Genomic DNA, 14,020 nt, shown 5'->3' on the forward strand with positions numbered 1-14,020 from the left:
TCGTACCTTCTCAGGTCATCACGGCCCGCCGGGCATGTTGTTCGCTGGCAGGGGGTGTCCACAGAATCCTGCGCACGTCCATACCCAGCGTCTGCGCCCGCTCCATGAGGTGCTCGCGCACGTGTCCGGGCAGGGTGGGGGTGCGTGACAACACCCACAGGTAGTCCTTGCTCGAGCCCACCACCATGGCCCACTGGTAGTTTTCATCGAGCGCCACCACGTTGTAGCCGCCGTAAAAAGGCCCGAAGAATGACACCTTGAGTGCAGCGCGCGTGGGATCGTCCACAAAGCGGGCCGTGCCCTCGGCTTCCTTCCACACCTTGCGTACCGGGTCATAGCCACGGTTGACCACCTTGATCGTGCCTTCGGCATTGCGGCTGTAGGTGGCGCTGGTCTGGGTCAGGCCGCGCTCAAAGGAGTTTTCGATGCGTGCCACTTCGTGCCAGTGCCCTGCGTAGCGGTCCACGTCAAATTCCGTCACGGGCTGGATGCCCTCGGGCGTGCGCGGTGTGGAGCAGGCAGTCAGTGCCAGCGCGGCCATCAAGGCGGCTGCGCCGACCACCAGGGGCCATGGTGAGGGGCGGCGTGGCGGGGCATGAATACGCATGGGGTGCTCCGGCGGTGTTGTGGGCGTGTGGCTGGAGAGGGCCGCACCGGTTGGGGTGGCGCAAAGGCTCGTTTATCGATGGATCTGACTTTAGGCAGGGTGCCGCACAGGGCCTGTAGGAGCGCGCTGTCAGCGCTTGTCAGAGCCCGGCAGCAAGGAGCGGCGCCCCCATTTGCGGATGTGCAGGTGTGTGGGTGGGCGAGCGCGTAGAGTGCTGCAACGGTTTTGCCGATTGTGCGAACGCCCGGCCCGCTTTGGAGAAAACCCATGACAGCCCCTGCCCATCACCCCGCACACCCCGCAGCACCTTCTGCAGAGGACCCCCCACCAACCGACCACCTGCGCTTTCATCGGCGCCATGCGCATCTGGCGCCCACGTTCGGGACGGACCGGTTCGCGCTGCGGGCGGAGGCCTTTGCGCGCTTCTTTGGCACGCCCCTGTTTCTGGGGGCGCAGACGCTGATCGTGGCCACCTGGATATTCATCAACGTACTGGGCATCGCCAAGTTCGACCTCTATCCGTTCATCCTGCTCAACCTGGCGTTCAGCCTGCAGGCGGCCTACGCCGCCCCGCTCATCCTGCTGGCCCAGACGCGGCAGGCTGCGCGGGACAAAAGCCATGCGGAAGCCGATGCGCAGCATCGCGAAGCGCTGGCCATTGCCAATGAGCAGCGCCAGTCCATCGCCGCCCAGAGCGCGGCACAGGTGCTGGAGCTGCTTCAGCAGAACACCCTGCTCACCGAGCAGACCCGCGAACTCACGGCACGCATCGAGGCGTTGACGGTAGAGATTCACCAGCGTTTTGTTGCCCCTCCGGTAAAGCCGTAAAAAAATGCACGAGCCCACATGGGCCTGCGCTGACCGCCATCGCTCGCCCGCACCGCCGCTGTTTGAAGAATCGGAGCCACCATGACCTCACCCCGGCCCGCGCCCTTTGCGTCCCACAGTCCGTCAGCCTCGCTGCTGCCCCAAGTCGCCGAGCCCCGTTTTGATATCTCTGCCCTGTACCGGCAGGCGCACGGGCTGGCTGCACCCGGTCAATGTGTCACCGCCTTGCACATGGGCGCCGAGCACACCCTGTTGGCAACGGGAATCGACCCAACAACGCCGTCCGTGGTGCTGACACTCGCCCTGGGCAGCCAGAAGACCGCGCGTGATTTTTTCCGCAGCACGCTACCCACCCCGCTGGAACTGGAGACTGCCATCGCCTGGGTGGAAGACGAGGTCTATGCGGCACACACGCGCCACCGCCAATGGGTACCCGAAGGGGTGGTGGTGATTCCATGTTCCACTGACCCCGCCCTGCACGAGATCGCCACCCTGGCGGGCGTTGCCGAAGCACCCACCCGGGTTTTGCCCCTGGAGGCCATGGAGCGTTTGTTCAACCGCCTTGCTGCCGTGGCCCAAGGCCGGCCTCCTGCACATGAGGGGTTGCCCGCGAGCCCCACCTTGGCCGCCACGCTGCTGGTCCTGCGCGAGTTGATGCACCACATGCCTTTTGCCGCCATCACGCTGACACCCACTGCGAGCGGGGCGGGATTCTCTACGGCTTGAAGTGCCTGCAGCGCTTTTTTGTAAAGCGCTGATTGCTATCCATAAGATAGCAATCTTCCGAGACGTGCACCCACCGACCCGAGTCCCACGGGTCGCCGTGCTCACGCAAAAATGTCGACGGTGTCACCCAGCCCAGGTGTGCGACGGCCTGCAGGTGCGGGTGCCGCTTTCGTACTCGGGTCCCTGGTCGCCTGGGCCTGCTGTTGTCTGGCGGCCTGCTCCTGCTGGCTTTGCCGTGCAATGGCAGCAATCTGTTGCTGCACCATCTGGATCTGTGCCTGCAGCAGCTTGATCTTTTCCTGCTTGGCCTTGGCGTCGATGTCCTGTCCGGCTACGCCCCGCAGTTCGTCGGTCAGCTCGCGCAGCTGCTTCTGAAGCTTCGCGATGTTGCTGCTGGCCGCCCCGCGGGAGGCAGCATTGGTGGAGTTGGCGCCGGAGATTTGCATCCCCTTGTTATCGGCACGGAATGGGCCATCTCAAGCACTGTTTGTTGTGCGCTGCGTTGCCGTGGGGCGCTGTGCAAACCACTCCCGCAAGAAATCCGCCAGGGCCCGCGTTTTGGCTGACAGATCACTTTTGGTTGGATAGACCAGGGTCACGTCCGCAGCGGGCAGCGTCCACGCGGCCAGCACGCGCTGTAGTCGGCCTGCGGCCAGGTGTTGCGCCACATCCCATTCCGACCGCATGAGCACGCCATGGCCCTCCAGTGCCCAGACCGTGGCGGCTGCGCCATCGTTGGTGCTGAGCATGCCGCGCACCTTCAGGGTTTCTTGCCGCTCGCCCTGGCGCAGGTGCCAGGTGCCATAGGTTTCGTCACTCTCGCGGATCACGATGCATTGGTGGGCCAGCAGGTCAGCGGGCTGTGTGGGCTCGCCCGCCAAGGCCAGGTAAGCGGGTGAAGCGCACAACACGCGCTGGTTGGCCAGCAGCCGGCGCGCGGTCAGGCGCGAGTCGGGCAAATCACCAAAGCGCACAACGGCGTCAAAACCTTGCTCCACCAGGTTGACGGGCCGGTCGGTCAGGTGCAGCTGCACCTCGACCTCAGGGAAGGCGCGTGCAAACTCCGACAAGGCAGGTGCAATGTGCGCGCGGCCAAAGCCCAGCGTGGCGGCCAGCTTGATGAGCCCGCGCGGAGAGCTGCGCGCGCCCGCCACTGTGCGCTCCAGCGCCTCCAGATCGCCGAGGATGCGCGCACCGTCGAGCAGGTAGGTCTCGCCCTCGGGCGTAAGGCTGATGCGGCGCGTCGTGCGGTGCAATAGCCGCACGCCCAGCCGGTGCTCCAGCTGCGCCAGGCGCCTGCTCACAGCCGGGGGGGTGATGCCCATCTGCTGCGCTGCGGCGGCCAGGCTGCCTTCCTTCATGAGCAAAGCAAAAAAGCGCAGGTCCGAAAAGCCGTCCATAGGGTTTATTCGTGCTTTTGGTTTATGAATGAAGTGATTTTGAATGACTTTATGCCGTTTTCAATCACTCATAAGATGCCCGTCAGACAGAACACCACCAATCTGCCGGAGACAAACCCCATGACCACCACCCCACTTTTCCCCGGCTTCACTCCCCATCGCGTCGCCACACCCGACGGGCAGCACATCCACGCCCTGGTGGGCGGCAGTGGGCCGCCGCTGCTGCTGTTGCATGGCCACCCACAAACCAGTGCGATCTGGCACAAGGTGGCGCCCGCGCTGGCACAGCATTTCACGCTGGTACTGGCCGACCTGCGGGGGTATGGGGACTCGGCCAAGCCCTCGGGGAGCCAGGCCCCAGGCAACGGTGATGCAGAGCATGCGCTCTACAGCAAGCGCACCATGGCCGCCGACATGCTGGCCGTGATGCAGCACCTGGGCCACACCCGGTTTGCCGTGCTGGCGCACGACCGGGGCGCCCGCGTGGCCCACCGGCTGGCGGCCGACCACCCCGATGCCGTGGTGCGCCTGGTGCTGCTTGACATTGCCCCCACCCTGGCGATGTATGAGCAGACCAGCGACGCCTTTGCCCGCGCCTACTGGCACTGGTTCTTTCTGATCCAGCCCGCGCCGCTGCCCGAACGGCTGATCGAGGCCGACCCTGCTGCCTACATCCGCGACGTGATGGGCCGACGCAGCGCGGGCCTGGCGCCGTTTGATGCCCGGGCACTGGCCGAATACGCGCGCTGCCTGGCCCTTCCGGGCACAGCCCATGGCATTTGCGAGGACTACCGCGCCGCCGCCGGCATTGACCTTGTGCACGACCGGGCCGACCGCGATGCAGGGCGCCACCTGGCCATGCCGGTGCTGGCGCTGTGGGGCGAGCAGGGCGTGGTGCACCAATGCTTCAAGCCCCTGGCCGAATGGCAGCGCGTGGCGCGTGATGTGCGCGGCCACGCCTTGCCCTGCGGCCACTACATCGCCGAAGAGGCGCCCGATGCCCTGCTGACCGCCGCCTTGCCCTTCTTGCTGGAAGCCACACCATGACCCATCCCCAGACCCTGTATCAGAAGCTGGTCGCATCGCACACCGTCACGGTGCTGGACGCGCAGAACGTGCTGCTGTTTTGCGACCTGCACCTGATGAACGAATACACCAGTCCCCAGGCCTTTGCGGGCCTGCATGAGGCCGGGCGCGGCGTGCCCATGCCGGGGCAGAACGTGGCGGTGGTGAGCCACATCATCCCCACGCACCCGGTGCGCCACCGCGTCATCCAGGACCCACCTTCGGCCCTGCAGGCGCGCAACCTGAAGGCCAACTGCGAGCGGCACCAGATCCCGCTGTTCGACACCAACGACCCGCTGCAGGGCATCGAACACGTGGTGGCGCCTGAGCATGGCATGGTCCGCCCCGGCATGGTCATCATCTGCGGCGACAGCCACACCACCACCTACGGTGCGCTGGGTGCTCTGGGGTTTGGCATCGGGACGTCCGAGGTCGAGCACGTGCTGGCCACCCAGACCCTGGTGTACCGGCTCGCGCAGAACATGCGCATCCGCGTGGATGGCGTGTTGCCCACCGGCACCACGGCCAAGGACCTGATCCTCATGGTCATCCGCCACATTGGTGCCCAGGGCGCGCGCGGCTATGTGGTGGAGTTTTGCGGCAGCGCCATCAGCGCGCTGTCGGTGGAGGCGCGCTTCACGCTGTGCAACATGGCGGTGGAGGCGGGCGCACGCGGCGCCTTGATCGCGCCCGACGCCACGGCCATTGACTATGTGCTGGCCCGGGCCCCTGACATCACCGGGGCGTGGCGCGAACGGGCCCTGGCGCACTGGGCCACCCTGCACAGCGATGGGGATGCGGCGTTTGATGTGGAGCACCATTTCGACGCCAGCAATGTGGCCCCCTATGTGACCTGGGGCACCAGCCCTGACCAGGCCATGGCCATCGATGCCACCGTGCCGCTGCCCGCCCACATGGCCGATGCGGCCCAGCGCAGCAGCGCGGAGCAGGCCTTGCGCTACACCGCGCTTTGTGCCGGGCAGGCGCTGCAGGGTGTGCCCGTGCAGCATGTGTTCATCGGCTCGTGCACCAACGCGCGCATCGAAGACCTGCGTGAGGTGGACCGCATCGTCGGCCACCGCCATGTGGCCAGCGGTGTGCGCGCCATGGTCGTTCCCGGCTCGGGTGCCGTAAAAGCCCAGGCCGAGGCCGAAGGCATTGCCGCACGCCTGGTGGCTGCGGGCTTTGAATGGCGCCAGCCCGGCTGCTCCATGTGCCTGGCCATGAACGACGACGTGCTGGCCCCCGGCCAGCGCTGCGCTTCCACCACCAACCGCAACTTCGAAGGGCGGCAGGGCCGGGGCGCCATCACCCACCTGATGAGCCCGGCCATGGCGGCCGCTGCCGCCATCACGGGCTGCATCACCGATGTGCGCAACCTGGAAATTGCTATATGACCACCGACAACGCTATTGTTCGCGGCCGCGCCGCCGTGCTGGCCACGCCCAACCTCGACACCGACCAGATCATGCCCAAGCAGTTTCTGCGTGGCATCGACAAATCGGGCCTGGCACCCGGCCTGCTGTACGACCTGCGCTTTGACGGGGCAGGCCAGCCGCGCGCCGACTTCGTGCTCAACCAGCCCGCGTTTGCAGGCGTGGATGTGCTCATTGCGGGCGCCAACTACGGCTGCGGCTCCAGCCGTGAACACGCCGTGTGGGGCATGCAGCAATACGGCTTCAAGGCCGTGGTGGCGTCGAGCTTTGGCGAGATTTTTTACTCCAATGCGCTCAACAACCGCCTGCTGCTGGCCATGCTGGCTGAGGACGATGTGCAGGCCTTTGTGGCCGAAGCGGCCGCGCAGCCGGGGCCGCTGGCGCTCACGATTGACGTTCAACGGCGCGTGGTGCGCAGCCCTGGGTGCAGCGCGGGTTTTGTGCTGTCTGACCGGCACCAGCGCATGTTTCTGGAGGGGCTGGACGTGATCGGCGTGTCGCTGAGCCACGCCGACCAGATCCGTGCGTTCGCAGACCAGCACTGGGCGGCGCAGCCGTGGGTGAAGGATGTGGCGCGCCGCACGCGCGAGCGGCTGTCGGCCGCCACAGGCGGCTGAGCCTGGTGCGGCGACCATGGGGGTAGTCGCCGCCGACCCAAAGGCTTGCTTACTTGGCTGCGCCCTTGGCCGCCTGCGCCTTCTGGGTCTTGTTGTAGACCTCCATCACGGTGGCGAAGTCGCGCTCGAAATTGATGGGCAGGAAGGTGTCGTTGCCCGGCAGCAGCTGGCGCAGCTTGGGCGAGAAGCTGTAGCTGTACGAGCACTTCTTCACGCGCGCCTGCAGCTCGGGCGAGACATCCTTGCCCATCGTCCAGGTCTCCGTCATGAAGGGCGGGCTCTCCCACAGCGTGCGGATGCTGGAGCCCTTCACATCGCCCTTGACCACCATGCGCTGGTACAGATCGCTGGCCACGGCAGCGGCGGGGTAAAAGCCGTGCATCACGCCCGTCACCGAGCGCTCATGGCCATTGGAGAACACCACCTCGTAATTCTGGTCCGGCACCAGCCCGATGGCCGGGAACAGCGCGCGCGGTGCCAGGTTGCCGGAGTTGGAGGTGGGCGTGGTGTGTGCAATCTTCTTGCCCACCAGGTCTTGTGGCTTGGTGAAAGGGCTGTCCACGCGCGAGATGAGGATCAGCTTGTACGAGTTGCGCTGCCCGCTGGCCTTGTTGCCCGGCACGCCAAACGGCGTGGGCTGGCCCGCGGCCACCAGTTGTGGCACCAGGCCAGGGTTCACCTGGGCCAGCTGGGCCTTGCCGGCCACCAGGCTGTCGATGAGTTCCTTTTCTGCCAGCACGTCGATGTTGGTGCTGCGCTCCAGCGATTCGCCCTGCAGGTTCTGCAGATCAATGTTTCCGCAGCGTGCCAGGTGGTTGAAGTAGTCGCCCCACAACAACATGGTTTCGCTTTTGGCGTAGGTCTTGGGCATGGCCACCACGAGTTTTTCGCGCGGGCCGCTGGCGATGGGCGCCGGGGCGGCGGCTGCACGGGCCGCTGCCGCACGGGCCTGTGGGGTGTTCGTGGGGGTGTCGGTTTGTGCGGCCACGGGGCCCAGCATCAACGTAGCGCCTGACAAAAGCGCGCAAAAACGTGCATCACATCGCATGGTGATTTCCCTCTGAAATTTTTGTTGGGTTTCGCAAGGCTGGCTGCAGCTGTGTGGCACAGGTGCGCGCCCGTGGGCCATGGTCTGCCCAGTATGCATGAAGGCGAGGGGCTTGCAGTAACCCGTGCGACTCGTGGACAGCTGCCGGGCGTCGTAGCCCACCGCCGCAAGGGGCCGCGCCTGGGCGTTGTTGCGCCGTGCCATGCCAGTGGGAAGGACGGGACCAGTTTCTCGTCAGGTGCGCGGATGAGGAAGGCGCGGTGGACACGGCGTCAAGTGCACTGTGGCGTGGATGGACAACGTGGTGAAGGACAGCGGCCTGGAGCTCTGTAACAATTCGTTCCATTCCACAAACCCTCCAGCCCGTCCTTCACAACGCAGAGCCATGTCGCAAAACGCCCATACCCTTCACCTCTTTTTTGAAGACCCGATCAAGCTCAAATTCGGCCAGCTGGTCTATCAATACCTGGTAACCGGCAACACCGAGCAGGCGCAACGCTGGGCCGACAAGCTCGGCGGGGCGGACCTGGCGGCGTTGTGGGATGAAGAGTGGTTCAACCAGGAGGTGTCGGCCACGCCGTCCCACCTGCTGCTGCGTTTTGACACGGGTACCAGTGGCGATCTGCCCTTGCGGGCGCTCGAAACACTGTTTTCCCATGGGTTGAAGGCGGCCGTCCTCCAGGTGTTTTACGACCAGGTGGGTGAGACCGAACGCATGCACTTTGACGACGGCCAATGGGTGTCGCGCCAGGCATTCTTTGACAAGCACCCTGAGCGCCGCAGCATCGTGGAGCCTGCAGACCCGGACCACCCATCCGGTTCTGCCGATGAAGGGCCTGAAGACGAGTACGACTGTTCCAAAGACCCTGGCAAGCCCGTGTCCGTGGCAAAGCTGCGCAAACAGGAAGCCGAGCGCAAACAGAAGGGCCAGGAAGCGGCTGAGGCTTTCATCGAAATGGCCAAGGCCATGGGCAAAAGCGGCGTATCGCCTGTGAAGGGCCTGATTGCCGTGCTGTTGCTGCGCGCAGGGCTCAAGGGCCTGCTGCAGGCCTTCGTGTTCACGGTGGTCACCGTGCTGCTGTTCAAGGGCTTCTGGCTCTGGCTGGGCCTGGGCCTGGTGTTGGCCATCGTGCTGCCTCTGTACTACATCGTCTCCACGCACAAGGACCTCAAGGGCGACGACGATGATGAGGACAGCGACCCCGATGAAGGTGGCGGCGACGAAGGCAGTGAAGACAAGGACAGCGACCACAACCAGGGCAGCGCAGCCACCACGGGCAGCAGCCACTGAACCGCAGGGAGAACACAACATGCTGACGCAAATCGAATGGTGGGGTGGGGTGATTTTTGTGCTGGGCGCACTGACGTACCGCATGGTCATGGGCGCGCTGGAGAAGAAGGAAGGGGGCATCCCCTGGTACCGCCTGATGATGCACATCTTCTTTGTGGCGCCCGCCATCGTGCTGGCCGGGTACTTCTATCCGCTGGAGCGCATCGAACTGCAATATGCCTACCTGGCGGCGCTGGGCGTTTCGCTGGTGGTGGTGGCGGCGATGCTGGTGCAGGAGATGACGGGCGATGCCTCCGAAGAGGAAGCCGAGGCGAAAAGACAGGGCGCACAAGACAAGGCCGCCAAGATCGCAAAGCCCGAAGGAGGGGGGCAAGAAGAGGGCGCGCAGGCAGAGGCGGAGGAGGAGGAACCCGGCTGGCTGATGACCATCGTCGGCGCGATCGTGTTGTACAGCCCGGTGCTGGTGGCATGTGGGCTGGGCTGTACCAAGGCCTGGCCGATGGTGCAACGGTGGATGTGACCCCACGGAGCTGAGCCTGCACGCACCGGCACGGGCTCAGCGCTTCTCCGCCTGGTCTGCAGCCCCTGGGCGGGCGGTGCGCGGGCACAGATGACAATCCGTGCAAGCCACCGCCATTTTTTCTTCTTCCGGCTGTGGGCAGTTTTGCCCCGCCATCCCTCCTTAGCACCCTTGCGCAGCCCATGGCGACCGACTCTTTTGCCGACCTTCTCTCGCTCTACATGCGCCGCATCCGCGCCAGCGCTTCGGGCGTGGCCACCGAAATCGGCCTGAGCCGCGAGGCGGTGAACAACTGGCGCAACGGCGTTTCTGTCCCCAACGTGCGTTCGCGCGACCGCGTGGTCGCCTGCACGCGCTACCTGCGCCTGACCGAGAGCGAGGCCAACCGCCTGCTCAGTGCTGCCGGCTTCGAACCCGAGTTTCCGCTGCAGGCCGAGTCCGTGGGTGCGCAGCCTTTTGCTGCGTTCCAGGGCCGTGTGTTCGCCCAGCTGGCGCAGGCCGTGCCGTACCCCATCTCGCTGCTGCTGTCGCCCGCGCACTGGGGGCAGCCGCCGTTTCGGCAAGAGCTGCTGCAGCGCGCGCGTGCGCAGTATGGCGAGGGCTCGGTGCTGCACATCCAGCCGCCGTACAGCGTGAGCACCGCGCAGGCCGACTACTTCGCGGCCATCGGCCGCCAGTGCGGCCTGGGCGAAGTAGCGTCGGACTACGAATTCGAATCCGCGCTGGAGCGTCGCCTGCTGGCGGGCGAGCGCATTTTCTGCCTGGTCAGCCGCTTTGAGCAAGGCACGCCCGCGTTGCGCGAAACCCTGGCGGGCATTCTGCGCAGCCTGAGCGAGATGCACAGCGGCCGCCTGCACCTGCTGCTGTGTGGCGGCGAGGCGCTGGCCGACCTCAAATACCGCAGCGGCGACCTGTCGCTGCTCAACATCGCGCAGGTCAACCACTGGCCCGACCCGTCGCTGGACGACCTGATGCAACTGGCCCGCCACCGCTGGCCCGAGCACACCTGGACCGGGCCGGTGGTGGCCGAGTTGCAGGCGCTCAGCGGCGGCCACCCCGCGTTGTTTGAAGAGGGGCTGCAATGGCTGGTGGACCAGGGTGTGGGCGACGGACATGCGTCGTCCAGCGCACTGCGCACGCACCTGGCCAGCAGCCCGCGCCTGTGGCAGACCTTTTTGCCGCTGGCCCAGGCGCCTGCCACCCGCACGCGCTTGCAGCAACTGCTGCAGGCCGACGACCTGGGCCGTGCGCGCCCCTACCTGCAAGACGACGAACTGCGCAGCCTGTTCTGGGGCAACCTCATCCATGTGCGCGGCACGGGCGATGCGGCGCGGCTGCACTGGCGCTGCGCCACCATTCGCGATGCGGGTTTGATGGTGCTGGATTCATGCTCGACCGACTGAAGCCCCTGCTGTCCAAGGCCGTGCTGCGTGCGGTGGCCATTGCGGCGGTCACGCTGTTCGTGGGCAGCGCGCTGTTCACGCCGCAGCTCAACCCGGTCACGCGGGGCGCGTTCCTGGCCTCGGTCAATGTTGGCCCCGTGTGGGGCGAGCTGGTGCAGTGGCGCGTTGCCCTGATCCAGGCGCGCAATGAGCTCGATGCCTGGCCCAAGGACATCCAGGAATACGCACCGCGCATCGCCAACCCGCAGCTGCGCGTAACCTCCCCGCGTCCCAACGTGCTGCAGGCCGACATCGCGCATAACCCTGAGCTCGGCAAGCTGGCCGGCACGCAGGTGGTGGTGGAGCTGAAGCCCGGCACCCACACCTGGACGTGCCGGCCCGGCAACCCGCCGATTCCCTCTGGCTACCTGCCCATCAACTGCCAGGAAGGCAGCACCGACGACTTCGAGCCCGCCACCAAGCCCGCGCCCGATGCCGACCCGTTCGGCTGGCTGCGCTCGCTCATCCTGTGGTGCGCAGTGATTTTTGCCGTGGGCGCCGTCGTGTGGGTGGTACGCCACCCCCTGATCGGCGCGGGCCAGCTGCGCCCTGCGCGCCTGCGGCGCACGCCCCTGGCGCGTCTGCCGCAGATCGATCGGCTGCTGCGCTGGCTGCGGCGGCTGGAGGCTACCTTGTTGGCGGCGGACATCCGCATGGTGGACTGGCGCCGCGCCGTGCTGTGCGCGCAGGCCACGGGCGCCGACCATGCACCGGCTCTGGCACGCGCATTGGCCGAGCGCGTGTCGGCCCGCTGCCAGCCCAGCAGCGACTGGGCGTTGCCCGGCCAGGTGTTCGAGTGGCAGTTTCCGCCCGACCTGCCCGTGTCGCTGGACCGCTGCCTCGTCTTTGTGCCCACCCCGGGCATCGACGAAGCCACCGTGCTGCGCCAGCTGCGCGCCGCGCAGACCGGCAGCGACGTGCTGTTGATCCTGAGCGAGCACAGCGTGGAAACCCCGTGCCCCCTGCTGCGCGCGCACGCCGATGACCGCGCCAATCTGCACGTGATGGTGGACAGCGCCAGCCAGACCGAGTGGCTGATCGGCGGCGAATCGCTGCAGGTGCTGCTGCGCCAACTAGCCGCGCAGCTGCGCATCACCCGCATCTCGCCGTACCAGACGCGCGGCGGCGTGACCCGCGAAGGCGCCTTCTTTGGCCGCGCACAGCTGCTCGCCCGTGTCATCAACCGCGAGCCCGCCAACTACCTGGTGGTGGGTGGTCGCCAGCTGGGCAAGAGCAGCCTGCTCAAGGCCGTGCAGCGCCGCCTGCAAGGCCACCCGCATACCGTGTGCCACTACGTCTCGCTGCGCGACCACCGCCTGGCGCCCCGCATGGCGCTGCAGTTTGGCCTGGCCGCCGACACACCGCTCGAAGCCATCGTGGACCACCTGCAGGCCCAGTACGAGGGCAAGCGCCTGGTGCTGCTGATCGACGAGGCCGACCTGTTCTTCCGCGACGAGTCGAACCACGGCTACGCCCAGTTGTCCACGCTGCGCGCGCTGAGCGAAGAGGGGCGCTGCTGGTTCATGCTCGCGGGCTTCTGGGACCTGTACGCCACGGCCGTGCTCGACTACCAGAGCCCCTTGCGCAACTTTGGCGAAGTGCTGGCCATCGGCGGGCTGGAGCGTGCCGCCTGCCGCGAGCTGGCCACCGAGCCCTTGCGCAGGCTGCGCCTGGGCTTTGCCAGCGACACGCTGGTGGAAAAGCTCGTGGACGCCAGCGGCCAGCGCGCCAACCTCGTCGCCATCCTGTGCCAGGAGTGCCTGGAAGCCCTGCAGCCCGGCGAGCGCGCCATCGAAGCCCGCCACCTCACGCAGGCCCTGGCCTCGCAGGCGGTGCAGGACGCACTGGCCGGCTGGGGCCGCCTGAGCCACGACGAGGCCGCCTGCCGCCTCGACCGCATCGCCGTCTACCACACGGCCCAAGCCGGGCAGACCGGCCTGGTGGCCCTGGCCCAGCTGCTGCAAGGCCACGGCATCACCGCCGACGCGCAGGCGCTGCGCCAGTCGCTGGCCCGCCTGCAGCTGGCCTATGTGCTGCGCAAGCAGGACGCCGACTACCGCTTTGCCATCCCGCTGCTGCAGGGCCAGTTCGAGCCGACCGAGGTGGAACTGCTGCTGCGCCAGGAGCTGGCGATGCTGGCGCGCAGTGCGGTAAAAATATGAGTCAAATTGGCCACCAGCACTTGATGGATAAGCGCTAATAGCTACTATTTTTATAGTAATCCGCAGCAACCCCGTGCCGCAGGCGATTCCACCCCGGCCTTGTGCACATCCCGCATGCGCAGCATGTCGCCCCAGCGGGTGGCGAGCTGCGGCACAAAGCCCACTTCGCCGTCAAACCGCGCGGGGTTGGCATAGGTGCCAAACAGCATGTCCCACACCGGCAGGTCGCCATAGTTGCGGGCATGCACATCGCGTTCGTGGTGCAGCGCGTGCATCTCGGGCCGGGGCAGCAGCCAGCCCAGCCAGCGTGGGGTGTGGATGTTCCAGTGCTGAAAAATGCTGAGCACCGCCAGCAGGGCCGTGGTCAGTGCCGCGGCTGCGGGCGCCAGCCCCAGCACCACCGTGCCCAGGGCCACGCCCATGCCGGTTTTGACCAGCACCTCGAAGGGGTGCACCACATAGGCGCCTGGCACATCCACGCGCGGCGCAGCATGGTGCAGCTGGTGGCCCATGCGCCACAGCCCATCGAACCGGTGCTCGGCCCGGTGCCATGCGTAGTGCACCAGCGACAGCACCAGCAGCCCCACCGGCACACCCCACAGGCCCAGCGCGCTCAGGTCGAGCACGCGCAGCGCGGCGAACCCCGCGGCCTGCAGCAACCAGGGCACGAGCGAGCCCACCATGGCCGTCAGCACAAAAAACGCCACGCCCAGCCGCTGCCAGCCGGGCACGGGTGCATAGCTGCGCGCGGGTGAGCGCGCCTCCACCGCCCACATCAGGGCATAGGCCGTGGGGACCAGCAGCGGGGCCAGCAAGGGGAAGTGGGGGGCGTCGATCATGGAAGGCCTTTCTTGGTGAGCATATGTGCGTCGATGTGC

14 protein-coding genes are annotated in these 14,020 nt (G+C 66.6%); 9 read left to right on the plus strand and 5 right to left on the minus strand.

The window, feature by feature from the left end; genetic code table 11:
- Nucleotides 1–10: 10 nt before the first annotated feature.
- A complete protein-coding gene (locus ASE39_RS23505; RefSeq protein ID WP_057272698.1) occupies nt 11–607 on the minus strand; it encodes a lipocalin family protein in 597 nt (198 codons plus the stop codon).
- A gap of 267 nt (nt 608–874) precedes the next feature.
- Here ASE39_RS23505 and ASE39_RS23510 point away from each other — a divergent pair, with 267 nt between their 5' ends.
- Both ASE39_RS23510 and ASE39_RS23515 read left to right on the plus strand, forming a co-directional pair.
- Nucleotides 875–1,435: a DUF1003 domain-containing protein gene (locus tag ASE39_RS23510; protein WP_057272699.1), complete on the plus strand. Its 561-nt coding sequence runs from the start codon at nt 875–877 to the stop codon at nt 1,433–1,435.
- An 81-nt stretch (nt 1,436–1,516) separates the two neighbouring features.
- Nucleotides 1,517–2,161 (plus strand): hypothetical protein, encoded by a 645-nt coding sequence (locus ASE39_RS23515; RefSeq protein ID WP_057272700.1) that lies wholly within the window; start codon nt 1,517–1,519, stop codon nt 2,159–2,161.
- Between the two features lie 101 nt (nt 2,162–2,262).
- Here ASE39_RS23515 and ASE39_RS23520 read toward each other — a convergent pair whose 3' ends face one another.
- Together ASE39_RS23520 and ASE39_RS23525 are read right to left on the minus strand one after the other, a co-directional pair.
- Nucleotides 2,263–2,607, minus strand: a complete 345-nt coding sequence (locus ASE39_RS23520; RefSeq protein WP_057272701.1) for a FlxA-like family protein — start codon at nt 2,605–2,607, stop codon at nt 2,263–2,265.
- Between the two features lie 30 nt (nt 2,608–2,637).
- Nucleotides 2,638–3,561, minus strand: a complete 924-nt coding sequence (locus ASE39_RS23525; RefSeq protein WP_057272702.1) for a LysR family transcriptional regulator — start codon at nt 3,559–3,561, stop codon at nt 2,638–2,640.
- A 120-nt stretch (nt 3,562–3,681) separates the two neighbouring features.
- Here ASE39_RS23525 and ASE39_RS23530 point away from each other — a divergent pair, with 120 nt between their 5' ends.
- From ASE39_RS23530 to leuD, 3 genes are read left to right on the plus strand one after another with little or no spacing between them, the layout of a single operon-like run.
- Nucleotides 3,682–4,608 carry an alpha/beta hydrolase gene (locus tag ASE39_RS23530; RefSeq protein WP_057272841.1) on the plus strand — a complete coding sequence of 309 codons (927 nt, stop codon included), beginning with the start codon at nt 3,682–3,684 and terminating at the stop codon, nt 4,606–4,608.
- On the plus strand, nt 4,605–6,023 hold the full coding sequence (leuC, locus tag ASE39_RS23535; RefSeq protein WP_057272703.1) for a 3-isopropylmalate dehydratase large subunit: 1,419 nt from the start codon (nt 4,605–4,607) through the stop codon (nt 6,021–6,023). The genes ASE39_RS23530 and leuC overlap by 4 nt, the downstream gene beginning before the upstream one ends.
- A complete protein-coding gene (gene leuD / locus ASE39_RS23540) occupies nt 6,020–6,679 on the plus strand; it encodes a 3-isopropylmalate dehydratase small subunit (RefSeq protein ID WP_057272704.1) in 660 nt (219 codons plus the stop codon). Before leuC ends, leuD begins: the two co-directional genes overlap by 4 nt.
- Nucleotides 6,680–6,728: 49 nt before the next feature.
- On the opposite strand, the gene ASE39_RS23545 is transcribed toward leuD, so the two are convergent.
- The gene (locus ASE39_RS23545) at nt 6,729–7,727 is read right to left on the minus strand and encodes a PhnD/SsuA/transferrin family substrate-binding protein (RefSeq protein ID WP_029413715.1); all 999 of its coding nucleotides are present in this window, start codon (nt 7,725–7,727) and stop codon (nt 6,729–6,731) included.
- A 385-nt stretch (nt 7,728–8,112) separates the two neighbouring features.
- Here ASE39_RS23545 and ASE39_RS23550 point away from each other — a divergent pair, with 385 nt between their 5' ends.
- The 4 genes from ASE39_RS23550 (at nt 8,113) to ASE39_RS23565 (ending at nt 13,142) form a co-directional block, all read left to right on the plus strand.
- Complete coding sequence (locus ASE39_RS23550) at nt 8,113–9,018, plus strand: hypothetical protein (RefSeq protein ID WP_057272705.1); 906 nt, start codon at nt 8,113–8,115, stop codon at nt 9,016–9,018.
- A 19-nt stretch (nt 9,019–9,037) separates the two neighbouring features.
- Nucleotides 9,038–9,538, plus strand: coding sequence for a hypothetical protein (locus ASE39_RS23555; protein ID WP_057272706.1), 501 nt, complete (start codon nt 9,038–9,040; stop codon nt 9,536–9,538).
- Between the two features lie 182 nt (nt 9,539–9,720).
- Nucleotides 9,721–10,941 (plus strand): hypothetical protein, encoded by a 1,221-nt coding sequence (locus ASE39_RS23560; RefSeq protein ID WP_057272707.1) that lies wholly within the window; start codon nt 9,721–9,723, stop codon nt 10,939–10,941.
- Entirely contained in the window at nt 10,926–13,142 is a 2,217-nt protein-coding gene (locus tag ASE39_RS23565; RefSeq protein ID WP_057272708.1) for an ATP-binding protein, read from the plus strand. Before ASE39_RS23560 ends, ASE39_RS23565 begins: the two co-directional genes overlap by 16 nt.
- A gap of 50 nt (nt 13,143–13,192) precedes the next feature.
- Here the strand turns inward: ASE39_RS23565 and ASE39_RS23570 are convergent, their stop codons facing one another.
- Nucleotides 13,193–13,981 carry a sterol desaturase family protein gene (locus tag ASE39_RS23570; RefSeq protein WP_057272709.1) on the minus strand — a complete coding sequence of 263 codons (789 nt, stop codon included), beginning with the start codon at nt 13,979–13,981 and terminating at the stop codon, nt 13,193–13,195.
- Between the last annotated feature and the right edge of the window lie 39 nt (nt 13,982–14,020).

Source organism: Acidovorax sp. Root267 (genome assembly GCF_001429215.1).
Taxonomy (GTDB): Bacteria; Pseudomonadota; Gammaproteobacteria; order Burkholderiales; family Burkholderiaceae_C; genus Acidovorax; species Acidovorax radicis.